Genomic DNA, 24,525 nt, shown 5'->3' on the forward strand with positions numbered 1-24,525 from the left:
AGGCCACCTTCGGGTGGCTTTTTTATGGGCGCAATATGGCTACAGAAAAAGTTTTAAAGGGCCGCAAGGGCGGCAGCTCCAGTTCCCGAACCCCTACTGAGCAGCCAGATGATCTGCAATCTGTAGCGAAGGCTAAAATCCTCGTTGCGCTTGGGGAAGGGGAATTTGCAGGGCAGCTAACCGGCAAAGATATCTACCTGGACGGAACGGCGCTTGAGAACGCCGACGGCTCCCAAAACTTCAGCGGTGTGACGTGGGAGTTTCGTGCGGGGTCGCAGGCGCAAAATTACATTCAGGGCATTCCCGGTACCGAAAATGAAATCAGCGTGGGTACAGAAGTATCAAGCGCTACAGCATGGACACGCACGTTCACCAATACGCAGCTATCAGCGGTTCGTCTGCGTCTGAAATGGCCCTCACTTTTCAAGCAGGAGGACGACGGGGATTTGGTCGGCTATTCGATCAACTATGCGATTGACCTGCAGACTGACGGCGGAACATGGCTGACGGTACTCAATACCAGCGTGACCGGGAAAACAACCTCTGGTTACGAGCGTAGCCACCGAATTGATTTACCTCAGGCTGGCAGTACCTGGACCATAAGACTGCGTAAAATTACCGCCGATGCCAACAGCGCGAAGATCGGCGATACGATGACCCTGCAGAGCTTCACTGAGGTGATTGACGCCAAGTTACGTTATCCAAACACAGCGCTACTCTACATCGAATTCGACTCCAGCCAGTTTAACGGCTCTATCCCTCAGATCTCCTGCGAGCCCCGCGGCCGCGTAATCCGCGTGCCAGATACTTACGACCCAGAAACCCGTACCTACAGCGGCACATGGACCGGTGTGTTTAAATGGGCATGGACGGACAATCCCGCGTGGATTTTTTACGATCTGGTTGTTTCTGATCGGTTCGGCCTCGGCCACCGCTTAACAGCTGCTAACATCGATAAATGGACGCTTTATCAGGTTGCCCAGTATTGTGATCAGATGGTACCTGACGGCAAAGGGGGTAACGGTACCGAACCGCGTTATACCTGCAACGTGTACATTCAGGACCGGAATGATGCTTACACAGTCCTCCGCGATTTTGCTGCCATCTTCCGTGGCATGACCTACTGGGGCGGGGATCAGATTGTGGCCCTGGCAGACATGCCGCGCGATGTAGATTACAGCTATACGCGCGCTAACGTTATTGAAGGGCGTTTTACCTATTCGAGCAGTACCACGAAAACCCGCTATACCACGGCGCTGGTGTCATGGTCCGATCCGGGCAACGCCTACGCCGATGCTATGGAGCCCGTATTTGAGCAGGCGCTGGTTGCGCGGTACGGTTTTAACCAACTGGAAATGACCGCCATCGGCTGCACCAGACAGTCAGAGGCGAACCGAAAGGGGCGCTGGGGCATTCTCACCAACAACAAGGATCGTGTTGTTTCGTTTGATGTCGGTCTGGACGGAAACATACCACAGCCGGGGTACATCATTGCCGTGGCAGACGAGCTGCTGTCCGGAAAGGTTATGGGCGGCCGCATCAGTGCCGTAAACGGTCGCGTTATCAAACTTGACCGCGTTGCTGATGCAGAAGCTGGTGATCGCCTGATTCTCAACCTTCCCTCAGGAGCGTCACAGAGCAGGACCATTCAGGCTGTGAACGGCCAATCAGTCACAGTCACTACTGCATACAGTGAGACCCCACAGACCGAAGCTGTTTGGGTGGTTGAATCTGACGAGCTTTACGCGCAGCAGTATCGTGTTGTCAGCGTTTCTGATAACGATAATGGCACTTTCTCGATTACCGCCGCATGGCACGACCCGGATAAATATGACCGTATTGATACCGGAGCCATCATTGACCAGCGGCCGGTGAGTGTGATCCCGCCGGGTAACCAGTCGCCGCCTTCGAACATCGTGATCAGCTCGTTTTCCGTGGTGCAGCAAAATATCAGCGTTGAGACCATGCGCGTGAGCTGGGACCAGGCGCAGAACGCTATCGCCTATGAAGCGCAATGGCGCCGCAATGACGGGAACTGGGTTAACGTGCCGCGCAGCTCCACCACGTCATTCGACGTCCCGGGGATTTACGCCGGACGCTATCTGGTGCGCGTGCGTGCTATCAATGCCGCTGAAATTTCCTCAGGATGGGGATATTCGGAAGAGAAGACACTGACGGGCAAAGTAGGAAACCCACCTAAGCCAGTAGGATTCACGGCCACGGGTATTAACTGGGGCATTCGTCTTAACTGGGGCTTCCCGGCAAACACTGGCGATACGCTAAAAACGGAAATTCAGTATACCGCCAACAGTGACTTTTCGGATCCACTCCTGCTCTCAGACGTGCCTTATCCATCTGCGGAATACACCCAGCTCGGCCTTAAAGCCGGGCAGGAATTCTGGTACCGCGCGCAGCTGGTCGACAGAACAGGTAACGAGTCCGGATATACCGACTGGGTAAGGGGTATGTCAAACGATAACGCCGATGATTATCTGGGGGATATCGCAGACGATTTTCTTACCTCTGCTGATGGGGAGCGCCTCACTGGAGACATCGATACCAACATTGAGGGAATTCTGCAGAACGCCCTCGCGAACCACGGAACAGTTGAGCATCAGTGGGCACAATACGGGGAAGTGCGTGCCGATATTCTGGTTGTAAAAACGACTATTGCTGAAGTTGATAAGGCAATGGCTGAAATGTCCACCCAGGTGCAGGCGCAGTTTAACGATGTGACGGCAGCTCTTGAAGACAAGCTGACTGCAGTCGTTGACGCCACCGGCGCATCAGCCATTTATACGCTGAAAACGGGGGTCAGGATTAATGGCGTAATGTACAACGCAGGGATGTCGATTGCCGTTCTGGCGGAGGCAGGGAAACCGGTAATAACCAGGGTTGGCTTTAACGCTAATCAGTTCGTTCTGATGAGCGGCAGCGGTGACAGTCAGTATTCACCCTTCGCGGTGGTTAATGGTCAGGTCTTTATCAGCTCAGGTTTTATTCAGGATGGCACGATCACGAATGCCAAGATTGGCAATGTCATTCAGTCGAATAATTACGGTGCGGGCACAGCAGGCTGGACTATCAACAAGAATGGTTCTGCTGAATTCAATAATGTGACGGTTCGTGGCGGGGTTTATGCCCAAAATGGTCAGTTTGGATTTACCAACTCAACTGGAGGCGTCACGATCAATAACAACGGTGTCACTGTCAGTTTGTCGAACGGCGGACGCATTGTTCTGGGGGAATTTTGATGGCCAGGGGGCTTTATATTGATTTGAATGACGGGCGTCCCGCAATGACCATCACTGCCGGAATGAAATGTCCGTCGTATGGCGGGGAGGCGGTAGAGGCATGGGGCCAGCAGACCATGACTGTTCAGGGCTTTGTTGCCGGGGCGACCCCATTTTTCATTCCATCAAACTCGGTTGTGAATGTGACTCGCTCGCCGAATCTGATCACAACGATTATGGTTCTTGACGGGATAACCAATAACGGCAACGGAACCCTGACTCAGAGAGTCTGGTCATCAGATGGTTGGGGAAAAGATAAAACATTTCCCGGCACAGTTTGGCAGATTTTACCGGCAGGGCAGAGTGGAAACCGTGGTTTGCTCATTGAGGACTCGACAGACTTTATTGCGATCACTGATGTCAGCCGCGTTGCTTCCTGTGTTTTCAGTGGGACGGTCAATGTAAATGGTACTTACACGCTTCCGGCCAAAGGGCTCGTTTTTGCTCGCTGGAATGACAGCGCAGCTACGCTTGAATGTGATGGCAATAATATTTACTCCCGGCAGGATTATACGGGCTATGACGATATTGCCCGTTCTGTAAATGTCGATATTGCAATTTTTGCGGTTCAGGCACCTGTACCGGGGAGAGGATTAAATTTCATCAACGCCGCTGGTCAGTGCACCTTCTCCACCACTCGCCGTCCATTTATATTCCGCAATCAGTTTTATTCACCGGGCAATAGCTGGGTCGATATTGGCAACAGCATGATTGCGCTTGGCTGCTATGGTTTCAACTCGTCAACAGCCAGCGGGTGGTGCAACATGCGCTCCAAGGGACTGGTGATGAGTGGGAACTCGGTAAAATGTGGGAATGGCCGTGTCCGTTCCCGTTGGACCGACAAGTATTCTGTGACCGGCGAGAGATTTACGGGAATGAGTATTCCCATTATCCCCGCAATGTATTGATACAACCCCACCCAAAAGCCCCGCTTTGGCGGGGCTTTTATTATCTGAATTAAGGAGTCCTATATGTCGGCAGGAACAATAACTCTGACAAATGGTTCCGCTATTGTTGGCGGTTCCGGAACCTCTTTTACTACCGAACTTGCCGCAGGTGACTTCATTGTCTCAACTGTGGGCGGTGTGCCCTATACGCTGCCAGTGAAAACGGTAGACAGTGGCACGCAGCTCACGCTTGTCAGTAACTTCACCGGGCCAACGCAATCCGGTGCAGCCTGGTCAGCAGTCCCGCGTGTGGCCTTGAATATGGTCACAGCAGTGCTGGTTGCTCAGAGTGCAGAAGCGCTGCGTGGACTGAATTACGACAAACAGAACTGGCAGCAGGTTTTCAGTGCAGCCGGAAACATCACAGTGAAGCTTCCAGATGGAACAACTTTTAAAGGTCCATCGTGGTCATCCGTAATAAGCCAGACAAGCACGTTAAATGGAAAAACGGGTGGAAATGTAACTGGTACTTTGATGGTAACTCAGGGTAGCAGCATTGGCGTATCTACTCAGGAAGGTGGTGATAAGACCGTTAAGCTATACAACATCACAGGGGATGGGAGTGTAGGAGGTTATGTAAACGCTGTGGGAGGGGCGTGGTATAACGGAAATTGGTCTCTTGGCGGTGTTCGGGGGAGCGGAACTAATTTAGACAGAGCGCAGTTAAATGTTAATAGCGGAACTGGTACGGCAGGTTCATTTTTGTTTTACCCCGATGAGAGATTCAAATCATCTTCGTGTGGAGCAAATGGAGCTGGATATGGTGGCTCCTGGTCAGACATTAATACATGGCAAAGAAATATCTCTTTTTTTAGGGGTAATGTTGCAGTTAATAATGATGCTGGTTTCATTCCCTTTGCCCGCTGGCATAGTCAATGCAGTGGCGGATATTCTTCAACGGTAGGGCTTGGTTCTATAGCTACCGGGCCTAGTTCGTGGGCGGATGTGGCAATAACAACACTTGGGGATGGTGGCTCTGCCGGTCAGCGTATATTTCAATTCACGACAGCAAACGGTGATATATATGCCAACGCTGGTGGGAATCTTTCCGGGAACTATATTTTCCAGAAGCAGCCTAACTGTGACATTACGCTGAAGCACGATATTAAATATGATGATGGTTATCAGTCATACGAGAATATAAAGAAATTCCTGCCAGCAACTTACGTCTACAATGATGACCCTCGTGAGAGAGTTCGCCGGGGCGTAATTGCTCAGGATGTAATGAAAATTGACAGTGAGTATGTAAAGCTGGTCCCTGCAGCACCGAAATTTGATGATGAAGGCAACAGGATTGATGCTGATGATACGTTGGCACTGGATAACAACGTTATCATGCTTGATACCTTGCTGGCACTGAACTACGTCATTAAACAGCTAGAGACAACACAGAAAGAGATCCTGGAGCTTAAGCAAAAAATAGCGGAATCATGAAGCCTAGTTTTCAGCCGCAGCCCGTGCCAGCATTCAACGGGCTTTGTCCCCCTCAGATCTGCTTACATAGCGCCATTATGGAAAAATTTACAAAAGCCATAATTCGAAGCTGCATAGAAACTTAGAAACGAAACGGCGAAGCTTCAAGCAGTGACGGTACGGCCTGCATCTTGCGGACACTTACAAATAAAACTACTGTATATAAAAACAGTATTTGAGGTATGTGTCATGGAATTCATCAGGCCAACAGAACTGAGAGAAATTATTGCTCTCCCGCTTTTCAGTGACTTAGTACAGTGTGGTTTCCCGAGCCCCGCGGCTGATTACGTTGAACAGCGCATCGACCTCAATGAGTTACTTGTTGCTCACCCGAGCTCAACATACTTCGTCAAAGCAGCGGGTGATTCAATGATCGAAGCCGGGATCAGCGACGGTGATTTGCTGGTGGTGGACAGTTCGCGCACGGCTGAGCACGGTGACATTGTCATTGCCGCGGTGGAAGGGGAATTTACTGTTAAACGCCTGCAGCTACGTCCAACTGTCCAACTCATCCCAATGAATAGCGCCTACAGTCCGATTGTTGTAGGCAGCGAAGATACGCTGGACGTTTTTGGCGTTGTTACTTTCATCGTGAAATCGGTGAGCTGAACATGTTTGCGCTCTGTGATGTGAATTCGTTCTATGCATCATGCGAGACGGTGTTTCGGCCCGACTTAAAAGGGCGGCCAGTGGTTGTTCTCTCGAATAACGATGGCTGTGTAATCGCACGCAGTGCCGAGGCCAAGGTCGCTGGAATTACAATGGGAGAGCCGTTCTTCAAGCAAAAAGAGCTTTTCCGGCGAGCTGGCGTTGTTTGTTTCAGCAGCAACTATGAGCTGTATGCTGATATGTCTAACCGGGTAATGACAACGATTGAGGAAATGAGCCCCCGCGTCGAAATTTACAGTATCGATGAAGCTTTTTGTGACCTGACGGGCGTTCGCAACTGCCGGGACCTGACTGACTTCGGGAAAGAGATCCGCGCTACAGTTCTGAAGCGTACGCACCTGACGGTCGGTGTTGGCATCGCGCAGACGAAAACACTCGCTAAGCTGGCAAATCACGCCGCCAAGAAATGGCAGAGGCAGACGGGTGGAGTTGTTGATTTGTCCAATATCGACCGCCGGCGCCGATTGCTCGCTATCGTGCCGGTAGAGGACGTATGGGGCGTCGGCAGGCGAATCAGCAAGAAGCTGAATGCCATGGGCATCAAAACGGCTCTGGACCTCTCTGAGCAGAGTACATGGATTATTCGCAAACACTTCAATGTCGTCCTGGAGCGAACTGTCCGGGAGCTGCGCGGCGAACCATGTCTGGATCTGGAGGAGTTTGCACCAGATAAACAGGAAATCGTCTGCAGCCGGTCATTCGGCGAACGCGTTACTGAGTATGAACAGATGCGCCAGGCTATCTGCAGCTATGCTGCCCGTGGTGCTGAAAAACTGCGGGGTGAACATCAGTACTGCCGCTTTATCTCTGCGTTCGTGAAAACCTCTCCCTTTGCGCTTAACGAGCCGTATTATGGTAACAGTGCGTCCATGAAGCTTCTTACCCCCACTCAGGATTCACGCGACATCATTAACGCCGCGGTAAAGTGCCTGGACAAAATCTGGAAGGATGGCCACCGGTACCAGAAGGCAGGGATCATGCTTGGGGATTTTTTCAGCCAAGGCGTGGCCCAGCTCAACCTGTTCGATGAGAACGCGCCGCGTGCTGGTAGCGAGAGGTTGATGGAAGTTCTGGATTATCTGAACGGGAAAGATGGAAAGGGAACGCTTTATTTTGCCGGGCAGGGCATACAGCAGCAGTGGCAAATGAAGCGAGAAATGTTGTCGCCTCGATATACGACGAGATATTCAGACCTGCTTAGGGTCCGATAAATTTTCCTGATGTCTTGGGCCGCGTCAGGAGGAAAATTATTGCCGAACGTCTAGCCCTTCTGCCTCCTGTCAACAAGCTTAGCTTTCTGAGATACGCCAGGCGCAAGGAAATCAATATTAACATCAAACGATTAATGCAACAAAAATACGATTAAAGATATTTTATTGCGTGCCGATAGTGCTTTTTTAAAAGGAGAAATCTATGTCTGTCACAATTCAGGGGAATGCCTCAACTGCCATTTTAAACAACTCCGCCCCGGAAGGAACATCAAAAATAGCCAAAATCATGAGACAAATTCAAGTGCTGACTGAAAAGCTTGGGAAAATCTCATCGGAAGAGGGGATGACGCCAGAGCAGAAAAAAGAAATGGCTGCACTAGTACAGAAGCAAATTGAAAGCCTCAGAGTTCAACTTGAACAGTTGTTACGGCAGCAGGCAGAGAAACAGAATAAGGATGCGAAAGTTCAGCCTGATAACAAAGTAGAGAGAAAGGACGATACAAATACTGCCGGCACCATTGATATTTACGTCTGAGTGGTTGCCGTCTCGACACGCGCATTAATCAGTGGCGTATTATCTCACCATTCGGGCGCGTAAGACCACAGGACTGGATCAAGATGCAGCTGCTCGTTGCGTTTGCTCAGGAGCAGCACCTTGGTACCGGGCGAGACGTTGTTCCTGCCTATAGGTTCCGGGTCGTATGGAATGTCGCGATCGACTTCATCGGCCAGATAGGTCAGATATTCTTCACGCGTTTGAGCTTGTGCAAAACGTCCGCACATAGAAACCTCCAGCCAAGTCTCAAACTCAAAGTATAGAGCAGGGAGAGAAAGAGGAGCGTAGCGAACCCATTAAGAGATTAATCAATAAAACCAAAAAGTGGTTATCAAAACCCAAAAATCATCGTAACTAATCAATAGGTTAGCTTGTGGTCAAAAAAGTGTGATGAACGCGCCAATTATGAGTTTTTGATTGAAAAATCAATGCATCATGATTGATTTAATGAAATACTGCTGCGTCATATGGAATGGTTCGAAGCCGCAGACCTGATCGTGAAGGGTATGGAAGGCGCAATCAACGCGAAAACCGTAACGTACGATTTCGAACGTCTGATGGAAGGCGCTAAGCTGCTGAAATGCTCAGAGTTTGGCGACGCGATTATCGCGAACATGTAATCCAGATTCTGGGTTAAACAAGAGCGGGGGCCTGAGGGTTCCCGTTTTTTTTGCCTCTGCCTGCGGGAAATAACACGATGCTCGCTACTGTTCTTATCGCTGTCGTTGCATTCATCCATATCTACATTCTTGTGCTGGAAATGTTCCTGTGGAACACCAGAACAGGGCACAAGGCCTTTAATCTGCGTCCCGATTTTGCGCGCGACACCCGCGTGCTGGCCGCGAATCAGGGGCTGTATAATGGTTTTCTGGCTGCGGGTCTGCTCTGGAGCCTCTGGCTTGGTGAAAAGGGTATATCTGTGGCCATCTTCTTCCTGACCTGCGTGTTGATTGCCGGACTCTTTGGCGCAGCGACCGCCAGCCGAAAGATACTGTACGTTCAGGCCATACCTGCTCTTGCAGCCCTGCTTGCCCTGCTTATCTGACGCAACGCGTTGGTTAACCGTACGTCGTCGGATATACTTGTGGCTTCACCCTCAAAGGTTAACGCTGTTATGAATAACGAAATCCCACTGAAGTATTATGACATCGTCGAAGAGTACGCGACGGAAGCCACAAAGCCCGTGAGTGAGTCAGAGCAGGACTCGTTGGCGCATTATTTCCAGCTGCTTCTCACGCGTTTGTCGAATAATGAGGAGATCGATGAGGAAGCTCAGCAGGAGATGGCGCGTGAAGCCGGGGTTCGTGCCGAACGTATTGATGATATTGCGAACTTTCTCAATCAGTGGGGAAACGAGTAACCTACCGCGCGATCCCAGCGAGTCGCTTCGCAAGCTCGCTTCGGGTGACGGATTTTGAGAAATACCATCCCTGAATCAGCGCCTCGGGGTATCTTTCAGCAATAAAGCGATACTGTATTTCGCTCTCTACGCCTTCGAAAACAAGCGTTTTATTCAGTTTTGCGAGGGCGTCGCTAAAGATGACAAAAATGTTCTGCTTGTAATGTTCACTGATGCCATCGACCAGCGACTTGTCGATTTTGATCTCATCATATTCAAGCAGCGAAAGCCTTGCCAGGTTTGAGTTTTGCACCCCGAAGTCATCAATGGATATTCTCACGTCAAGGTTTTTTAAATCCTTGCAGAAATCTTCCAGAATATTCCCCGTTGAAATGGCTTTTTCAGAAAGCTCGATTTTGATCAGAGAGAGTGGAATGTTATTAGCTAAACAGCTACGGCGCAAAATGCTGATAAACTGTCCGTCTTCAATTTCCGTTCGGCCAACATTGAGCGAAACAACCAGATGATATTTAATAATAAGTGGCGCGATATCCGAAAGGGATTTTTGGAGAATATTAATATAGTAATTTTTATACAGGCCAATTTTTTTGATTAATGGAATAAACAGTTCCGGGGAGACGTCACCGTATCTTGCGTCACGCCATCTCGACAAGACCTCCACACCTACAATTTTTTTATCCTCAATCCGAACAATGGGCTGGTAATGAACGCCGATAGTATTAGTGATAACAGCTTTGACCAGCGTCCGCTCCAGGGAGAACCGGTCCTCGTTGAGTCGAAAGAAAAAGAGCGTTATCGCAATCCAGATAAAACATAAAATGACCGCGAGAACGATAAATACAACGGGAGATAACGAGGCCAGTCCCGCGTTGTGATGCTTCACAATGACGCACAAATCCCACGTGGTGCTGCACCGGGTGAGGGTCAGGGTAAACAAGGAGGAATTCAGTTCGCTCTGTTGGTTTAATTCAGGCGTAGCCGAAAAAAACGTTCTGCTTAAGTCCCTGGTGGTGGTGCTCAGAGAATAGCTCTCCGTAACCGGGGTGAATTTATCGTAAGCATAGCGGGAGGTGAAGATAATGTGATTATTATAGATGGCCGCATTGCCGGTAAAAAAATCTTTTCTCGAAAATTGCGCGAGGAGAAATCCTCTGGGCGTTTCATGGAGCTCTTCAGGAAGCGGGACAGGATTAACGAGTTTACCCCAAAAAGCGGTACAGACTATTTTTCCCTTTTCAATAAAACCGACGTCAGCGACATAGCGGCTTTCGAGCTTGACCTGCCGGTAGCGATCGAGGCTGTCTCTGTCGCATCCCTGTGTGGTCAGGTTTTTGAGCGTCTGCGCCATGCTCTGGGTCAGACCTTCTGAATGCTGTAAAAGGGTTCGGGAAATCTCAAGCTGTTTGCTTTTCTGCTGGCTCCCGATAACTGCATTAACCGCAAAAAGAGACAGGAAGACCAGAAACGCTGAAACGATAGTAACGGCAATGATCTTTTTCATTTTCCAGATACCCTGTCCGCTCCCTCATCTCTCAAATCTTATCACAGGCAGTGCAAGCTACAAGCCTGATAATAACGGCAGCCGTTATGCTTAAGTGCAATTTGTTTTCCTCTTAACCTGAGCTTTGTTACAGTGACAAGAGTTGTCAGCCAGGGATGCCAGGCGTGATAAGGTGGAAAAGCTCGTGCATGTGAAAAATACTTTTTACACAACAACCATTACCGTCATCATTGTCTCATTGATTGTTTCATTGTCGCTTGCCGTCCAGATTGCCACGTCCCGACAGCAGTCAATCCAGCAAATCAATACCAGCGTTGCCAACCTTAGCCATACCCTTAACGTCTACACGGAAGGGATCATTCGCCAAAGTGAAATGTTGATTACCACCGTTTCCGACACAATCGAAATTTATGGTATGACCCCGCAACAGGCGATCAATATTCAGCGAATGATAAGCAATCAGGATAATCTTCTTACTCAGATTAATAATGTGGTTGTCTATGATGCGCATGGGGATATCTTCACTGCATTGCACAAAAATTTTGCGGGCCCCCATAATGGCGCGGACAGGGCATTTTTTGTTTATCACAAGGAAAATAAAAGTCAGCAGATTTATATTGGTGAGCCGGTGATAAGCAGAACCAATGGTAAATGGGTTATTACTCTTAGCCGACGCCTTGAAACCCACACCGGTGCATTTAACGGTGTTGTGGTGGTGACGCTGGGTATCGAAAATTTTCTGGCACTTTATGGACAGATTAATATTGGTCACGCGGGCGTTATTGGTTTAACGACGCAAGCAGGCGTTTTACTGATTCGTTATCCCTTTAAAAATAACTATATCGGTACGATTTTTTCTGACTCACCTCTCTTCAGAAAATACCTCAAGGTACAAAATACAGGGATAGCCAGCTCTGTCTCCAGGTTTGATAAAATCGAACGCATTTATGCCTATGAGAAAAACAGGCGCTACGGACTGGTTACGACGGTAGCGGTAAGCATTGATGAAGCCCTTTCACCGTGGCGCAAGCAGGCGATTCAGCTTGCCGCACTTATTTTGGTGTTTACCGCGACGCTCATCGTGGCGTCCTGTTTCCTCTATTCCGACTTATCCAGAAAAGCACGGGATAACAAAGCGCTAAAGATTATTGCCTCGGAGGATGCGCTGACAGGGCTTTATAACAGGCGCATCTTTGATGAAAAAATCGTCTCGGAAATTGCGGCGTGTGCGGCAAAGGACGCGCCGGTTTCGCTGCTCCTTGTGGATGTGGATTACTTCAAAAAGTACAACGATAACTACGGTCATCCGGAAGGGGACAGATGCCTGGCGTTGCTGGGGAACTGCCTCAGGGAAAGTCTCACCCGCGACAACCAGATTGTGGCGCGCTATGGCGGGGAGGAGTTTGCGCTGATTTTGCCTGAAACGGATATCCAGGAGGCGCTCCGCCTTGCGCAGACGATTATTCGCTATGTTTTCTCTCAGCAAATTGAACACGCGTTTAGCCCCTTCGGGCGGGTCACGGTAAGCGTAGGGGTCTCCAGTGCGCGTGCTGTCAACATCGCGGGTAGCCAGCAGAATATTATTAATGCTGCCGACCAGGCGCTCTATCAGGCAAAACGCGGCGGGCGCAACCGGCACGCTTTCGTTGGGGCTTGATCAAAAAAAAGCCCACTCATGAGTGGGCAAGAAATACTGGAAGCAATGTGAGCAATGTCGTACTGAATACCTGAGTGTTTATCTCAACTATTCAGTGTTGAGAAAGATAATCTTTCTCAATAAAAGATGCAACCCCACAGTTCTTGTGGAAGGGCATGTTGATGAAGAAATGCGCAGACTCTCTCTGTGAGGCTTATCACAAATTTCCTTTCTCAGATCCTGTGCTATCCTTTTTGTGTCGTTGATTTAATGACAAAAACCATACAGAGAGGAAAGTTATGGGAATTTTATCCTGGATTATCTTTGGGCTTATTGCGGGTATTCTGGCGAAGTGGATCATGCCGGGCAAAGATGGCGGTGGGTTTATCGTCACCATAATACTGGGTATTGTCGGCGCGGTAGTCGGCGGTTGGATCAGTACGCTGTTCGGTTTTGGTAAAGTCGATGGCTTTAACTTCGGCAGTTTCGCGGTCGCGGTGATCGGCGCGCTGGTTGTGCTGTTTATCTACAGAAAGATCAAAAGCTAATACTGAAGCGTTAAAAAGGCTGCCATATGGCGGCCTTTTTACGTAACGGGTTTACCACCAGCCAAACTGCGTGCCGGCAAACGCCACGACGGCAACGATCAACATAATGAGGGTGGTTTTTCTCATTTATGCCCCCGGAGCAGCGTAACCACCGACAAAAAACCACGCCAGAAATACCACCGCCGTTATAAAAATAACGACCGGGAAGAGGATCCCTATTCTCATATCATCACCTGTTTCGGTTTTATAACGCCGTAGAGTGTACGGGGTTAATCCATCGCGAGAAAGCCTGTTTTGCTTTTTCCTTTCTTATCCTGATACATCGCGATATCTGCGGCACGTAACGCACTGTCCGGATCGGTTACGCCGGGATCCACTTCGATAACGCCGAGGCTGGCGCCAGGATAAATGATGCTGATGCTACCCAGCCAGTATTCCCCCGCAATTCGGGCGCTGAGGCGCGTTCTGAGAAGGTGAATTTGCTCCTCATTCTCGACGTTGCTCAGACTGGCCACCAGGAACTCATCGCCGCCCAGCCGGCCGATGATATCGTCCTGCTGTTTTTCTGCGGTCAAACGCTTGCCCACTTCAATCAGGAACTGGTCGCCTGCTTCATGCCCGTATCGATCGTTAATCAGTTTAAAATCATCCAGATCGATAAAGGCAATGATGGCGTTACGTTTCAGATGCCGTGCCAGCGAAAACAGGGTGCTCAGATCCTCAAAAATGGCGCGACGGTTGGGTAACCCTGTAAGAGCATCTGTGTAGGAGTGGGCGATAAGCGCCGCGTTGGCTTCACGGAGCTGGGTCACCAGAGACTCTTTCTGAATGTACTGACTAATCAACCCGGCGAAGAGTTTTAGCATCTGCTCGCCGCGCGCGCTGAGCGGTTTTTTTGCCGTGCTGGTGGCGCAGAGCGTACCGTAAAGTGAGCCATCGGCAAGATGAACGGGGATGCTCATATATGTGGTGATGCCGAGAGCTTTCGCCGCTTCACACTCCGGCCAACGCTCGGGGACATCGTTACTGAATAATGTGTCGCTATCCAGCGCGCGCTTACACAGCGTTTCATCCCATGGCACGCTTAACCCTTCCGGGATAGTCATCTGCTTGCTGTTTCGGGCATAGAGGATATGCTGCAGCCGGGCTGTTATATCCACCTTCGTCAGATACGTCGACTCCATGTCGGTGACGATTTCCAGCATCTCCAGCAACTGACGAACGAGGCTTTCAAGGGATTGCTCGGTGGCAAGGGTTTCTGAAACGCGAGCGAGGATAAGATCCGACATGACGTAGAATGACTCCCAGGCAGAAGACGTCTGCATCTGCATGTTATGCTGAATTTTTAGGCTTCCGGCATAGTAAAACATGAATATAGAAAATTTAATATATGCAGAGGTAGGCAGCAGGCGGGAAAAAAAGCCCCGTTGTTGAGAACGGGGCAAAGACATCTTGATTACGGAATGATGTTCTCTGGTCAAAGTGAGAACATGCCAGACTGTAGCGTTGAAAAGTGCAGTTAGAATGGAGAAATCATGGAGAAAGCGGCGACAAGCCGTTACCCTTAGCCAATGATGATGTCAAAAGGATCAACAAGATGAGATTTCTGCTACTGGCGCTGGCGCTCCCCCTGGTTGCCTGCACCACAAAAACAACCCCACCCGACGCCCCGAAACCGCCGCACGCCGTGGGCATGGCGAACCCGGCTTCCGTTTACTGCCTGGAAAAGGGCGGGGAACAGGTCCCAATTCAAAGCCCGCAGGGGGTCCGCACCGAGTGCAAGCTGCCCGGTGGCGAAGTGATCGACGAATGGACGCTCTATCGTCGCGATCATCCGCAACCTGCCAGGTGACAGAGGGACAGTAGCTGCGATACACTTCTCTTTAGGATTATTCTTAGCCAATTTCTGGCTACCGTTACCGCGAGAGAAGTATGTTTCAGCTTAAACCGGGCAGCGTGGCGATGATCGTCGGTGCCCGCACGGCGTCAGGCCGTCGCAATATTGGTAAATCTGTGGAGCTATTTGGTCTCTGCCAACCCGGCCAGCGTTTCGTTAACCCGGTCAATGGCGTGATGACGCAGTTACCCGCAAGCGCGGACCGCGCGCTCTGGCTGGTGACGGGAGACGTCTACGCCTTTGACAATCAGCACGGCTTTGCGTTTGTTCGCGCCGAACACCTGATGCCGCTCACCCCGGACGAAGCTCCGCAAATTCAGGATGAGCTGACGGTCGGCTGATCATAGATGGCGCAGCCAGTCGGCTAAGACCAGAGCGTGATTCTGCTTCGTGTCCTTCGCGCCGTAGAGCAGGGTTACGGTCTGCTTTTTCGCCAGCGCCGCCAGACGTTCTCCTTCGTCCTTATGCTGCGCCAGCTCTTCCTTGTAGGCTTTAGCGAAGGCCGCGAAATCAATCGCTTCGCTATGAAAGTCCTTGCGTAACGCGCTGGACGGTGTGAGCGTTTTACACCATTCGTCATACGCGAGGTCCGTTTTTTTCACCCCGCGGGGCCAGAGCCTGTCCACCAGAACCCGATAGCCATCGCCCGGGCTCGCCTGTTCATAGACGCGTTTGCACTGAATCATGATTCCACCCTCCCAATTTAAGGTATTGTGATAATTGCAGAAGATCGGTAGTCTGAGGTTCCTTATGTTATCTGATAATACTCTGGCATAAGGAACCTTTCATGGAACACCTCCCGGTTAAAACGACGCTGCGCATTGCGCTGGTTGGCGATTACAATCCTGATGTTATTGCACACAAGGCGATCCCGCTGGCCATTGACGACGCCGCCGCGGTCCTTGACCTCACCGCCGATTACGACTGGCTTGCCACCACGGAATTAACCAGTTCTGAGGATCTGGTGGGCTACGATGCCATCTGGCTGGTTCCCGCAAGCCCCTATAAAAATACCGAGGCGGCCTTTATTGCCGCACGCTACGCGCGTGAAAACAGCATTCCGTTCCTGGGCACCTGCGGTGGGTTCCAGCATGCGTTAATCGAGTATGCCCGTAACGTGCTGGGCTGGAGCGACGCGGCACATGCTGAGACGGATACCGAAGGCACGATGGTGATTGCGCCGCTGACCTGCTCGCTGGTGGAAAAAACCGATGCCATTGAGCTGCGCAATAATACGCTGATCGCGAAGGCCTACGGAAAGCCGGAAATCGTAGAGGGTTATCACTGTAACTATGGCGTATCGGCGGCGTTTGCTCAGGAACTGGAGAGCGGTGATATGCGCGTGACGGGCTGGGACGAGCAGGGGGAAATTCGCGCTGCGGAGCTGGTGACCCATCCGTTCTTTGTGATCACCTTATTCCAGCACGAGCGTGCTGCGCTGGAAGGGCGTCCGGTGGTGCTGGTGCAGGCAATGCTGCGCGCCGCGCGCGGGTAAAAAAGGCAGACCCGATGGTCTGCCACCGTGTTTATCGGGGCGCGATTTCCCGGTCGCGCCCGGCAAGTACGCCGCAGATGGCCATGACGACAGCGGCCAGCGCGCAGGCGAGAAGCGGGATCCGCCAGTCTCCAGCCGAATCGTGAATTTTACCCATCAGCGGCGGACCGCAGGCGGCGAGCAGATAACCAATAGACTGTGCCATACCGGACAACGCTGCCGCCTGGTGTGCGGAGCTGGCGCGCAGGCCGATGAACGTCAGGCCGAGGATCATCGTTGCCCCGGTACCAAAGCCAAACACCAGCGTCCACATCACCGCCATCTCAGGCATAAACCACAAACCCGCCGCGCTAACCGCGCACATCAGCCCAACCGCTCCGGCGATGGTTCGCTGATCCTTCAGGCGCTGGAGGACGAGCGGAACGGCAAGCCCCGGCACGGCCGTGGCAAGCTGTAAAAGACCGTGCACCGAGCCGGCCTGCGCTTCGCTAAAGCCATGGCTGAGTAATATGGCCGGCAGCCAGCCGATGATGACGTAATAAATCAGCGAGTTAATCCCCAGAAAGAGCGTCACCTGCCAGGCGAGTGCCGAGCGCCAGATCGCTCGGTTATGCAGCGCGCCTGCGCCCGTTACCGTTGCGACGTGTTTTTGACGCCACTGCGGCAGCCAGAGCAACAGCGCGATCAGCGGAAACGCCATCAGCATCAGCAGCGCGCCATGCCAGCCCGCATCACCCTGCGCCAGGGGAACAATCAGCGCCGAGCCTAACGCGGCAGAGACACCCATCGTCAGGGAATAGGCGCCGGTGAGTTTTGCCACCTGACCCGGGAAGTCACGCTTAATTAAGCCGGGCAGCAGCACATTCCCCAGCGCGATCCCGCAACCAATCACCGCCGTTCCGATGAAAAGCAGGGTAGCGGAGGGCAGGGAGCGAACCGCAATCCCGATGCAAATCAGCATCAGGGCGATAAACAGGCTGCGCTCCATGCCGATACGCCGGGCAACGCCCGCCGCGAGCGGGGAGACAAGAGCAAAGGCCAGCAGGGGCAGGGTGGTCAGCAGACCGGTTTGCGCCGTGCTTAAGCCATAATCAAGGCGAATAGTGTCGAGCAGCGGCGCTGCGCCGGTAAAGGTGACGCGAAGCGTGGTGGCAATCATCAGGATGCCTGCGATCAACAGCGCGCCCTGTTTTCCTGAGGTGCGAAGAGCAGTAGTCATTGTGTTCTCATACGTTCAAGCGAGCGCACACAATACCGATTTTCTCAGCGGTTGAAATCAGGCTAAAATGACAGTTTATCGCTAATATCGGACAACCTGATGATTGGTCTGGGACTGGACGGCTACGATCCTGATAGTCAGCACGATGCGGCCGTCGCGTTTCGCATCCGCGTGGTGACGGAAGAACAATATATTCCGCAGCATCAACACCGTAAGGGGCAGCTGATTCTGGCCCTTGGCGGCGCGATCACCTGCGAAGTGGAAAATGCGATGCTGATGGTACCGCCCCAGTATGCCGTCTGGATCCCAGGCCAAATGCCGCACAGCAACAGGGCCACGCCGGGGGCGCAGCTCTGCTTTTTGTTTATTGAGCCTGGTGCCGCCAGCCTGCCCGACCGCTGCTGCACCCTGAAAATCTCTCCTCTGGTGCGGGAGCTGATTTTATACCTGGCGGAGAAATCACGTGAACAGCTGCATCTTGCGGCCACATCGCGTCTGGTGGACGTCCTGTTTGACGAGCTGCCGCTCCAGCGCCAGGAGCATCTGCAGCTGCCCGTCTCTCCCCATCCTAAAATCCGGCTGATGAGCGAGAAGATGGCGGAAGAGCCCGCCGCCTGGCAGACGCTGGCGCAGTGGGCGAGCCATTTCGCGATGAGTGAACGCAACCTGGCGCGGCTGGTGGTCAAAGAGACCGGTTTAAGCTTTCGCCGCTGGCGTCACCAGCTTCAGCTGATCGTGGCGTTACAGCATTTGATTAGCGGGAAATCGGTGCAGCAGGTGGCACAGTCTCTGGGCTATGACTCTACCACCGCGTTTATCACCATGTTCAAAAAGGGGCTGGGCCAGACGCCGGCGCGTTACATGGCCAGCCTGACTATGACTTCCCGATAAACAGGGACACCAGCCCTGCCGCAATCAGCGGGCCTACCGGCACGCCGCGGAAGAGCGCCACGCCGAGTACCGTGCCCACCAGCAGGCCCGCCACCAGCGAGGGCTGGCTGCTCATCAGCGTCACGCCGCGTCCGCCCAGCCACGAAACAAAAATCCCTACCGCGATCGCCACCAGTGATTTCCAGTTCACAAACGAGTGCAGCAGCGTTGAGGCGGGAAGGGTGCCGCTGGCGATGGGAGCCATCACCCCGATGGTTAAAATGATGATCCCGATGGTGAGGCCTTGTTTTTCTATCCACGGGAAAAAGGTATTTAACGGGGTCACGCGCACAATAATCAGCACCAGAATCGAGATGGCGACGGTGGTGTTATGGCTGATAAAGCCGAGCGCGGCGAGCGCCAGAAGAATGAGCAGAGTCGGGTCAAACATGGGGGGATCCTTGCCAGAATAATTATCCTGCTTACTGTACGCGCAAACGCGGCGGAGGACAGCGTTTAAAAGATTTTATCGCTGTCATTACCCTGTCATTTACGCGGATTAAAACAAAGGCAGGTATCGCAAAGGGATCGCCATCATGAACGATCACATGTTTGTTGAAACGCTCATTATCTCCTCATCGTTTTTCGCTATTGCCGTGATTCTCGTCGCCTCCGTGCTGTTTCTGGAAAGAAGAGGCTAGCGCCGTCACGACGACGCCTTATGGAAGTTTACAAGCTCAGGACGGGCGATGCGCAGGTAATCCTGGGTGTCCATGATCACGGATTTCTCCAGTAAACCGGCGTTAAAGGCAATTTCGTCGAAACGCTCGAACAGCAGCGGGTCGGCCACCAGCGCCAAATCAGGATGGAAGCTAAAGGGCGGGATCGCGCCAAAAACGCAGGCGGTAAGGGTATCGACCTCGGCCGGGCTGGCGAGGGAGGCTTTAAGCCCGCCAAAATGGCTGGCAAGCTGGCTCAGATCGGCCTGCAGGTCGGCGGCCAGAATCGCCAGTACGTGTTTTTTAACGCCGTTGCCCTTCACCTTGCAGACCAGGGCTTTTGCCCCCTGGCGAAGATCGGTCCCGCGAATTTCACTCACCGCTTCGCATTTCCCCACCGCCTCGTGCTCCATGACGCGAAAACGCGCGCCCTGCTCGGTGAGTAAGGTAATCAGCTGATGGTGGGTACTTGTCCCCATAACGTCGTCAGTCATCATAGTTTTCCCGGTGATAATCCAGTATTCAGCTTGCTACATTAGCACGGGATAAACGGGGTCGAAAGAAAACAGCCAGCGGATTCGCTGGCTGTTGGGTTATGCGTTGCTGGTAGCGGATTGCTTATGGAACAGCTCCCTGAATACAGGATAAATATCATCCTGATCGCGGATATGCTGCATGGCAAAGTTATCGAACATGGACTGCAGATGTTCATATTCCCGCCACAGGGTCTGGTGGGCACGACGGGTGATTTCGATATAGCTGTAGTAACGCACCACCGGCAGAATTTTCTTCGCCAGGATCTCGTGACACAGCGGTGAGTCGTCGGCCCAGTTGTCGCCATCCGACGCTTGCGCGGCATAAATGTTCCACTGCGCCGGGTCGTAACGCTCTTTCACTACTTCATCCATCAGCTTCAGGGCGCTTGATACGATGGTCCCCCCGGTCTCCTGGGAGTAGAAGAACTCATGTTCATCCACCTCTTTGGCCTGGGTGTGATGGCGGATATAAACCACTTCCACGTTCTTATAGGTTCTGCTCAGGAACAGGTAGAGCAGGATATAGAAACGCTTCGCCATATCCTTGGTGGCCTGGTCCATCGAGCCGGAGACGTCCATCAGACAGAACATCACCGCCTGGCTGGAGGGTTCAGGACGTTTTTCGTAGTTCTTGTAGCGCAGGTCGAAGGTATCGATAAACGGCACGCGGTCGATCTTCGCTCTTAGCTCGGCAATCTCTTTACGCAGGCGCTCCTCTTCCAGCAGCTGCGCCGGCTCCGTGTTTTCCACGACCTTCAGGCTGCTCTCCAGCTCGCGCAGTTCGCGACGTTTGCCCGCTGTCATGGCCGTGCGGCGCGCCAGAGAATTCTGCAACGAACGCACAACGCTGATATTGGCGGGCACGCCGTTAGCGGTATAGCCCGCGCGATGGGTTTTATACTCGTTAAGCTGACGATGCTGATTCTTTTTCAGATTCGGCAGCGCAAGGTCCTCAAACAGCAGGTCGAGATATTCATCTTTCGAAATCTGGAAAACGAACTCATCCTGGCCTTCACCGTCCTGGCTGGCCTGCCCCTGACCGCTTCCTGAACCGCCGCCGCCGCCCTGAGGGCGCTCAATTCTGTCGTTCTGAACGAAGTGGTCGTTACCTGGATGAACGCGATGGCGCAGGCCGCCGCGCCCCTGATGAAACATCGGTTCGCTGATGTCATCGGTAGGGATGGAGACAGACTCGCCGCTGTCGACGTCGGTCACCGAGCGTTTGTTGATGGCCTCGGAGATCGACTGTTTAATTTGCGCTTTATAACGGCGCAAGAAGCGCTGGCGGTTCACCGTGCTCTTGTTTTTGCCGTTAAGACGCCGGTCAATAAACCAGGTCATATACCCCCCGTACTGCATTTGCCAACTTGCGTTTTTGTTGGCCCGGCAGGCGCAGGCGCTACCGGGCACTTGTTTTAGGACGATTTACGCACGCGCAGATACCATTCGCAGAGCAGGCGAACCTGTTTGCGGGTGTAGCCTTTTTCCATCATACGGTCGACAAAATCGTCGTGTTTCTTCTGCTCGTCGGTTGAGGTTTTGGTGTTAAACGAGATCACCGGCAGCAGCTCTTCGGTATTGGAGAACATTTTCTTCTCAATAACCGTGCGCAGCTTCTCGTAGCTGGTCCAGTTCGGATTGCGCCCGTTATTATGCGCTCTGGCGCGCAGAACGAAGTTCACAATCTCATTACGGAAGTCTTTCGGGTTGCTGATCCCGGCAGGCTTCTCGATTTTTTCCAGCTCCGCGTTCAGGGATTCACGATCAAACAGCTGGCCGGTATCCGGGTCGCGGTACTCCTGATCCTGGATCCAGAAGTCAGCATAGGTGACATAGCGGTCAAAAATGTTCTGCCCGTATTCTGAATAGGATTCCAGATAGGCCGTCTGGATCTCTTTGCCAATGAACTCGGCGTATTTCGGGATCAGGTAGCCTTTCAGGAACTCAAGGTAGCGTTCAGCCTGCTCCTGCGGGAACTGCTCGCGCTCGATTTGCTGCTCCAGGACGTAGAACAGATGAACCGGGTTGGCCGCCACTTCCGCGTGGTCGAAGTTAAAGACCCGGGAGAGGATCTTAAACGCGAAACGCGTGGAGAGGCCGTTCATCCCTTCATCAACCCCGGCGTAATCGCGGTATTCCTGGTACGATTTCGCTTTCGGGTCGGTATCTTTCAGGCTTTCACCGTCGTAGACGCGCATTTTCGAATAGATGCTGGAGTTTTCCGGCTCTTTCAGACGCGACAGGATGGAGAAGCGCGAGAGCGTTTCCAGCGTGCCCGGAGCGCATGGCGCATGCACCAGCTCACTGTGGTTAAGCAGTTTTTCGTAAATTTTGATCTCTTCGGAGATCCGCAGGCAATAAGGCACCTTGACGATGTACACGCGGTCAAGGAAGGCCTCATTGTTTTTGTTATTACGGAAGGTTACCCATTCCGATTCGTTCGAGTGGGCGAGAATAATCCCGTTAAACGGCAGGGCGGAGATACCTTCCGTCCCGTTGTAGTTCCCTTCCTGGGTCGCTGTCAGCAGAGGATGCAGCACTTTGATCGGTGCTTTAAACATCTCGACGAATTCCATAATCCCCTGGTTGGCGCGGCACAGCGCACCGGAATAGCCATAGGCATCCGGGTCGTTTTGTGCGAAGTTTTCCAGCTTACGGATATCGACTTTACCCACCAGCGCCGAGATATCCTGGTTGTTCTCATCACCCGGTTCCGTTTTGGCGATAGCGATCTGCTCCAGTATGGATGGCCACACTTTCACGACGCGGAATTTGGTGATATCACCGCCAAATTCGTGCAGGCGTTTTGCCGCCCACGGCGACATAATGGTGCCGAGGTAGCGACGCGGGATGCCAAACTCTTTATCCAGAATTTGCGCATCTTCCTGCGGGTTAAACAGGCACAGCGGATGGTCGTTCACCGGGCTGCGTTCGCCGTTGGCGCTCAGCACGTAAATCGGTACGCGCTGCATCAGCGACTTCAGGCGTTCAGCCAGCGAGGATTTACCGCCGCCGACGGGGCCGAGTAAATAGAGGATCTGTTTCTTCTCTTCCAGACCCTGGGCGGCATGCTTCAGATAGGAGACAATCTGTTCAATGGCATCTTCCATACCATAGAACTCTTCGAACGCCGGATATCGGGCGACCACCCGATTCGAAAATAGACGGGAAAGCCGTGGCTCCAGGGCAGTATCAACCATGTTTGGCTCACCGATAGCCATCAATAGCCGTTCTGCCGCATTGGCATAGGCACTGCGATCTTGCCGACAAATGGTAAGAAACTCCTGCAGTGTGAACTCTTCGTCCTTGGCAGCTTCGTAGCGCTGGCGATAGTGATCGAATATATTCATGGCATGCCGTCCTTTCGTTTTTTAGCACAGGATAAGAGCCGTTCGTATGAGTAGTGGAGGCTCCCGGAAGAGAATCTCTCGCACCCCACTGCCAGAGCAGCAACCTGTGTGCCAGGTCAGACGCTAAGAACCGCAGGTGTTCAGGAAAACTCTTCTTAAATTTAAGCGTAGATGGCATTTGCCAAACTTGCATGCTGAGAAAAACTAATTTCAATGACATATCAATAACTCATCCAAAAATTTCCACCCTGGTTATAAGGCTTAAGCACGTTTTTCATGCATCGGTCATATAAATGAAAGCGGGTTGTCATCTGAAAAGTTAAAAATAATGGGTTAATCAGACTGATTAGCAGGCAAAAAATTTTGGGATGTACGGGAATGGCGGTTACACTTCACCCGCTGATTATTTGACTACAGGAAAGAATGGATTGTGACCAAACTCAAACTTCTGGCATTGGGCATCCTTGCCGCGACCGCAGTTAGCACCGCTCAGGCGGAAAGTCAGTGGACGGTGGGTGCGGGCGTTGGCGTCATTAACAGCCCATACAAACAGTATGACCGCGATGTTTATCCTGTACCCGTTATCACCTATGAAGGCGATAACTTCTGGTTCCGCGGTCTCGGCGGCGGCTACTATCTGTGGAACGATACGGCCGATAAGCTCTCTATCATGGCCTACTACGATCCAACGCACTTCAAGCCAGGCGACAGCGACAGCCACGCGCTTCGCCAGCTCGACAAGCGCAAAAGCTCCATGATGGCCGGGCTTTCATACGTGCATAACACCCAGTATGGCTTCCTCCGTACGGCCCTGGCGGGTGATACGCTGGATAACAGCAACGGCTTTATCTGGGATCTGGCGTGGTTGTATCGCTATACCAATGGTGGGCTCACCCTGACGCCGGGTATCGGCGTGCAGTACAACAGTGAAAACTACAACGACTATTACTACGGCGTCTCTAAAAACGAGTCCCGTCGCAGTGGGCTGAAAAGCTACAGCGCCGATGATGGCTGGGATCCTTACCTGGAGCTGACCGCGAGCTATAACTTCCTTGGCGACTGGAACGTCTACGGTACCGGCCGTTACGAGCGTCTGAGCGACGAAGTGAAGGATAGCCCGATGGTTGATAAGTCCTGGGCTGGCATCTTCTCGGTGGGTGTGACCTACAAGTTCTGATTGTGCATTATAGTGGTGCAATCATTGCATCAAAACGGGGCGCGTGCGCCCCGTTTGCTTTGGTGTGG

At 52.2% G+C, this 24,525-nt stretch carries 25 protein-coding genes and 2 pseudogenes; 17 read left to right on the forward strand and 10 right to left on the reverse strand.

Going from position 1 to position 24,525, the window contains the following annotated elements; all coding sequences use genetic code 11:
• Nucleotides 1–35 precede the first annotated feature (35 nt).
• The 6 genes from IM284_RS02995 (at nucleotide 36) to IM284_RS03020 (ending at nucleotide 8,128) form a co-directional block, all read left to right on the forward strand.
• Entirely contained in the window at nucleotides 36–3,254 is a 3,219-nt protein-coding gene (locus IM284_RS02995; RefSeq protein WP_087822380.1) for a host specificity protein J, read from the forward strand.
• Nucleotides 3,254–4,201, forward strand: a complete 948-nt coding sequence (locus IM284_RS03000; RefSeq protein WP_087822381.1) for a DUF6453 family protein — start codon at nucleotides 3,254–3,256, stop codon at nucleotides 4,199–4,201. The genes IM284_RS02995 and IM284_RS03000 overlap by 1 nt, the downstream gene beginning before the upstream one ends.
• A gap of 63 nt (nucleotides 4,202–4,264) precedes the next feature.
• Entirely contained in the window at nucleotides 4,265–5,674 is a 1,410-nt protein-coding gene (locus IM284_RS03005; RefSeq protein ID WP_087822382.1) for a tail fiber domain-containing protein, read from the forward strand.
• Between the two features lie 228 nt (nucleotides 5,675–5,902).
• Nucleotides 5,903–6,322, forward strand: coding sequence for a translesion error-prone DNA polymerase V autoproteolytic subunit (locus tag IM284_RS03010; protein ID WP_087822383.1), 420 nt, complete (start codon nucleotides 5,903–5,905; stop codon nucleotides 6,320–6,322).
• A gap of 2 nt (nucleotides 6,323–6,324) precedes the next feature.
• Nucleotides 6,325–7,593: a Y-family DNA polymerase gene (locus IM284_RS03015; protein WP_087822384.1), complete on the forward strand. Its 1,269-nt coding sequence runs from the start codon at nucleotides 6,325–6,327 to the stop codon at nucleotides 7,591–7,593.
• Between the two features lie 202 nt (nucleotides 7,594–7,795).
• On the forward strand, nucleotides 7,796–8,128 hold the full coding sequence (locus tag IM284_RS03020; protein ID WP_040017211.1) for a FlxA-like family protein: 333 nt from the start codon (nucleotides 7,796–7,798) through the stop codon (nucleotides 8,126–8,128).
• A gap of 47 nt (nucleotides 8,129–8,175) precedes the next feature.
• Here IM284_RS03020 and IM284_RS03025 read toward each other — a convergent pair.
• Nucleotides 8,176–8,376, reverse strand: a pseudogene (locus IM284_RS03025) (SOS response-associated peptidase family protein); the annotation flags it as partial.
• A 222-nt stretch (nucleotides 8,377–8,598) separates the two neighbouring features.
• On the opposite strand from IM284_RS03025, the pseudogene IM284_RS03030 reads away from it, so the two are divergent.
• The 3 genes and pseudogenes from IM284_RS03030 to IM284_RS03040 form a co-directional block, all read left to right on the forward strand.
• Nucleotides 8,599–8,769, forward strand: a pseudogene (locus IM284_RS03030) (NADP-dependent isocitrate dehydrogenase); the annotation flags it as partial.
• A 77-nt stretch (nucleotides 8,770–8,846) separates the two neighbouring features.
• Nucleotides 8,847–9,194, forward strand: coding sequence for a DUF1304 domain-containing protein (locus tag IM284_RS03035; RefSeq protein ID WP_028012754.1), 348 nt, complete (start codon nucleotides 8,847–8,849; stop codon nucleotides 9,192–9,194).
• Nucleotides 9,195–9,263: 69 nt separating this feature from the next.
• Nucleotides 9,264–9,509: a DUF2543 family protein gene (locus IM284_RS03040; protein ID WP_028012755.1), complete on the forward strand. Its 246-nt coding sequence runs from the start codon at nucleotides 9,264–9,266 to the stop codon at nucleotides 9,507–9,509.
• A gap of 1 nt (nucleotide 9,510) precedes the next feature.
• On the opposite strand, the gene IM284_RS03045 is transcribed toward IM284_RS03040, so the two are convergent.
• Nucleotides 9,511–11,010, reverse strand: coding sequence for an EAL domain-containing protein (locus IM284_RS03045; protein ID WP_047368313.1), 1,500 nt, complete (start codon nucleotides 11,008–11,010; stop codon nucleotides 9,511–9,513).
• A gap of 172 nt (nucleotides 11,011–11,182) precedes the next feature.
• Between IM284_RS03045 and IM284_RS03050 the strand changes: the two genes are divergently transcribed.
• Nucleotides 11,183–12,667, forward strand: coding sequence for a sensor domain-containing diguanylate cyclase (locus IM284_RS03050; RefSeq protein ID WP_223824743.1), 1,485 nt, complete (start codon nucleotides 11,183–11,185; stop codon nucleotides 12,665–12,667).
• A gap of 278 nt (nucleotides 12,668–12,945) precedes the next feature.
• The gene (locus IM284_RS03055; RefSeq protein WP_028012758.1) at nucleotides 12,946–13,194 is read left to right on the forward strand and encodes a GlsB/YeaQ/YmgE family stress response membrane protein; all 249 of its coding nucleotides are present in this window, start codon (nucleotides 12,946–12,948) and stop codon (nucleotides 13,192–13,194) included.
• Nucleotides 13,195–13,320: 126 nt separating this feature from the next.
• On the opposite strand, the gene IM284_RS03060 is transcribed toward IM284_RS03055, so the two are convergent.
• Both IM284_RS03060 and IM284_RS03065 read right to left on the reverse strand, forming a co-directional pair.
• Nucleotides 13,321–13,419 (reverse strand): YoaK family small membrane protein, encoded by a 99-nt coding sequence (locus IM284_RS03060; RefSeq protein WP_014883431.1) that lies wholly within the window; start codon nucleotides 13,417–13,419, stop codon nucleotides 13,321–13,323.
• 44 nt (nucleotides 13,420–13,463) lie between these two features.
• Nucleotides 13,464–14,483 (reverse strand): sensor domain-containing diguanylate cyclase, encoded by a 1,020-nt coding sequence (locus tag IM284_RS03065; protein ID WP_047368748.1) that lies wholly within the window; start codon nucleotides 14,481–14,483, stop codon nucleotides 13,464–13,466.
• A 308-nt stretch (nucleotides 14,484–14,791) separates the two neighbouring features.
• On the opposite strand from IM284_RS03065, the gene IM284_RS03070 reads away from it, so the two are divergent.
• Nucleotides 14,792–15,046 (forward strand): DUF333 domain-containing protein, encoded by a 255-nt coding sequence (locus IM284_RS03070; RefSeq protein WP_047368314.1) that lies wholly within the window; start codon nucleotides 14,792–14,794, stop codon nucleotides 15,044–15,046.
• Between the two features lie 80 nt (nucleotides 15,047–15,126).
• On the forward strand, nucleotides 15,127–15,432 hold the full coding sequence (locus IM284_RS03075) for a hypothetical protein (protein WP_028012761.1): 306 nt from the start codon (nucleotides 15,127–15,129) through the stop codon (nucleotides 15,430–15,432).
• Here IM284_RS03075 and IM284_RS03080 read toward each other — a convergent pair whose 3' ends face one another.
• On the reverse strand, nucleotides 15,433–15,777 hold the full coding sequence (locus IM284_RS03080) for a DUF488 domain-containing protein (RefSeq protein ID WP_047368315.1): 345 nt from the start codon (nucleotides 15,775–15,777) through the stop codon (nucleotides 15,433–15,435).
• Between the two features lie 101 nt (nucleotides 15,778–15,878).
• On the opposite strand from IM284_RS03080, the gene IM284_RS03085 reads away from it, so the two are divergent.
• Nucleotides 15,879–16,586: a CTP synthase gene (locus IM284_RS03085; RefSeq protein ID WP_028012763.1), complete on the forward strand. Its 708-nt coding sequence runs from the start codon at nucleotides 15,879–15,881 to the stop codon at nucleotides 16,584–16,586.
• Between the two features lie 31 nt (nucleotides 16,587–16,617).
• Here IM284_RS03085 and IM284_RS03090 read toward each other — a convergent pair whose 3' ends face one another.
• A complete protein-coding gene (locus tag IM284_RS03090) occupies nucleotides 16,618–17,805 on the reverse strand; it encodes a CynX/NimT family MFS transporter (RefSeq protein WP_028012764.1) in 1,188 nt (395 codons plus the stop codon).
• Between the two features lie 99 nt (nucleotides 17,806–17,904).
• Here IM284_RS03090 and IM284_RS03095 point away from each other — a divergent pair, with 99 nt between their 5' ends.
• Nucleotides 17,905–18,696 carry a helix-turn-helix transcriptional regulator gene (locus IM284_RS03095; protein ID WP_047368316.1) on the forward strand — a complete coding sequence of 264 codons (792 nt, stop codon included), beginning with the start codon at nucleotides 17,905–17,907 and terminating at the stop codon, nucleotides 18,694–18,696.
• On the opposite strand, the gene IM284_RS03100 is transcribed toward IM284_RS03095, so the two are convergent.
• Nucleotides 18,680–19,126 (reverse strand): DUF441 domain-containing protein, encoded by a 447-nt coding sequence (locus tag IM284_RS03100; RefSeq protein ID WP_008500737.1) that lies wholly within the window; start codon nucleotides 19,124–19,126, stop codon nucleotides 18,680–18,682. The two genes, IM284_RS03095 and IM284_RS03100, sit on opposite strands and share 17 nt — an antisense overlap.
• A gap of 145 nt (nucleotides 19,127–19,271) precedes the next feature.
• On the opposite strand from IM284_RS03100, the gene yoaI reads away from it, so the two are divergent.
• On the forward strand, nucleotides 19,272–19,376 hold the full coding sequence (gene yoaI, locus IM284_RS03105) for a small membrane protein YoaI (protein ID WP_088205013.1): 105 nt from the start codon (nucleotides 19,272–19,274) through the stop codon (nucleotides 19,374–19,376).
• 5 nt (nucleotides 19,377–19,381) lie between these two features.
• Here yoaI and IM284_RS03110 read toward each other — a convergent pair whose 3' ends face one another.
• From IM284_RS03110 to yeaG, 3 genes are all read right to left on the reverse strand, one after another.
• Nucleotides 19,382–19,888 (reverse strand): YbaK/prolyl-tRNA synthetase associated domain-containing protein, encoded by a 507-nt coding sequence (locus tag IM284_RS03110; RefSeq protein WP_028012766.1) that lies wholly within the window; start codon nucleotides 19,886–19,888, stop codon nucleotides 19,382–19,384.
• A gap of 99 nt (nucleotides 19,889–19,987) precedes the next feature.
• Complete coding sequence (locus IM284_RS03115) at nucleotides 19,988–21,271, reverse strand: YeaH/YhbH family protein (RefSeq protein WP_028012767.1); 1,284 nt, start codon at nucleotides 21,269–21,271, stop codon at nucleotides 19,988–19,990.
• 74 nt (nucleotides 21,272–21,345) lie between these two features.
• Complete coding sequence (yeaG, locus tag IM284_RS03120) at nucleotides 21,346–23,280, reverse strand: protein kinase YeaG (protein ID WP_014883443.1); 1,935 nt, start codon at nucleotides 23,278–23,280, stop codon at nucleotides 21,346–21,348.
• 430 nt (nucleotides 23,281–23,710) lie between these two features.
• Between yeaG and IM284_RS03125 the strand changes: the two genes are divergently transcribed.
• Nucleotides 23,711–24,457 carry a MipA/OmpV family protein gene (locus IM284_RS03125; protein ID WP_041910477.1) on the forward strand — a complete coding sequence of 249 codons (747 nt, stop codon included), beginning with the start codon at nucleotides 23,711–23,713 and terminating at the stop codon, nucleotides 24,455–24,457.
• Nucleotides 24,458–24,525 lie beyond the last annotated feature (68 nt).

Origin of the sequence: Enterobacter cloacae complex sp. P12RS (assembly GCF_014895875.1) — a bacterium.
Lineage (GTDB): Bacteria > Pseudomonadota > Gammaproteobacteria > Enterobacterales > Enterobacteriaceae > Enterobacter > Enterobacter bugandensis.

Excerpts from the sequence above, each read along its gene's own strand:
- IM284_RS03035 (WP_028012754.1), top strand. The coding sequence starts at position 8,847 with ATGCTCGCTACTGTTCTTATCGCTGTCGTTGCATTCATCCATATCTAC.
- IM284_RS03090 (WP_028012764.1), bottom strand. The coding sequence starts at position 17,805 with ATGACTACTGCTCTTCGCACCTCAGGAAAACAGGGCGCGCTGTTGATC.
- IM284_RS03095 (WP_047368316.1), top strand. The coding sequence starts at position 17,905 with ATGATTGGTCTGGGACTGGACGGCTACGATCCTGATAGTCAGCACGAT.
- IM284_RS03000 (WP_087822381.1), top strand. The coding sequence starts at position 3,254 with ATGGCCAGGGGGCTTTATATTGATTTGAATGACGGGCGTCCCGCAATG.
- IM284_RS03115 (WP_028012767.1), bottom strand. The coding sequence starts at position 21,271 with ATGACCTGGTTTATTGACCGGCGTCTTAACGGCAAAAACAAGAGCACG.
- yeaG (WP_014883443.1), bottom strand. The coding sequence starts at position 23,280 with ATGAATATATTCGATCACTATCGCCAGCGCTACGAAGCTGCCAAGGAC.
- IM284_RS03015 (WP_087822384.1), top strand. The coding sequence starts at position 6,325 with ATGTTTGCGCTCTGTGATGTGAATTCGTTCTATGCATCATGCGAGACG.
- IM284_RS03100 (WP_008500737.1), bottom strand. The coding sequence starts at position 19,126 with ATGTTTGACCCGACTCTGCTCATTCTTCTGGCGCTCGCCGCGCTCGGC.
- IM284_RS03065 (WP_047368748.1), bottom strand. The coding sequence starts at position 14,483 with ATGTCGGATCTTATCCTCGCTCGCGTTTCAGAAACCCTTGCCACCGAG.
- IM284_RS03070 (WP_047368314.1), top strand. The coding sequence starts at position 14,792 with ATGAGATTTCTGCTACTGGCGCTGGCGCTCCCCCTGGTTGCCTGCACC.
- yoaI (WP_088205013.1), top strand. The coding sequence starts at position 19,272 with ATGAACGATCACATGTTTGTTGAAACGCTCATTATCTCCTCATCGTTT.
- IM284_RS03085 (WP_028012763.1), top strand. The coding sequence starts at position 15,879 with ATGGAACACCTCCCGGTTAAAACGACGCTGCGCATTGCGCTGGTTGGC.
- IM284_RS03080 (WP_047368315.1), bottom strand. The coding sequence starts at position 15,777 with ATGATTCAGTGCAAACGCGTCTATGAACAGGCGAGCCCGGGCGATGGC.
- IM284_RS03010 (WP_087822383.1), top strand. The coding sequence starts at position 5,903 with ATGGAATTCATCAGGCCAACAGAACTGAGAGAAATTATTGCTCTCCCG.
- IM284_RS02995 (WP_087822380.1), top strand. The coding sequence starts at position 36 with ATGGCTACAGAAAAAGTTTTAAAGGGCCGCAAGGGCGGCAGCTCCAGT.
- IM284_RS03055 (WP_028012758.1), top strand. The coding sequence starts at position 12,946 with ATGGGAATTTTATCCTGGATTATCTTTGGGCTTATTGCGGGTATTCTG.
- IM284_RS03045 (WP_047368313.1), bottom strand. The coding sequence starts at position 11,010 with ATGAAAAAGATCATTGCCGTTACTATCGTTTCAGCGTTTCTGGTCTTC.
- IM284_RS03110 (WP_028012766.1), bottom strand. The coding sequence starts at position 19,888 with ATGACTGACGACGTTATGGGGACAAGTACCCACCATCAGCTGATTACC.
- IM284_RS03040 (WP_028012755.1), top strand. The coding sequence starts at position 9,264 with ATGAATAACGAAATCCCACTGAAGTATTATGACATCGTCGAAGAGTAC.
- IM284_RS03060 (WP_014883431.1), bottom strand. The coding sequence starts at position 13,419 with ATGAGAATAGGGATCCTCTTCCCGGTCGTTATTTTTATAACGGCGGTG.
- IM284_RS03075 (WP_028012761.1), top strand. The coding sequence starts at position 15,127 with ATGTTTCAGCTTAAACCGGGCAGCGTGGCGATGATCGTCGGTGCCCGC.
- IM284_RS03005 (WP_087822382.1), top strand. The coding sequence starts at position 4,265 with ATGTCGGCAGGAACAATAACTCTGACAAATGGTTCCGCTATTGTTGGC.
- IM284_RS03020 (WP_040017211.1), top strand. The coding sequence starts at position 7,796 with ATGTCTGTCACAATTCAGGGGAATGCCTCAACTGCCATTTTAAACAAC.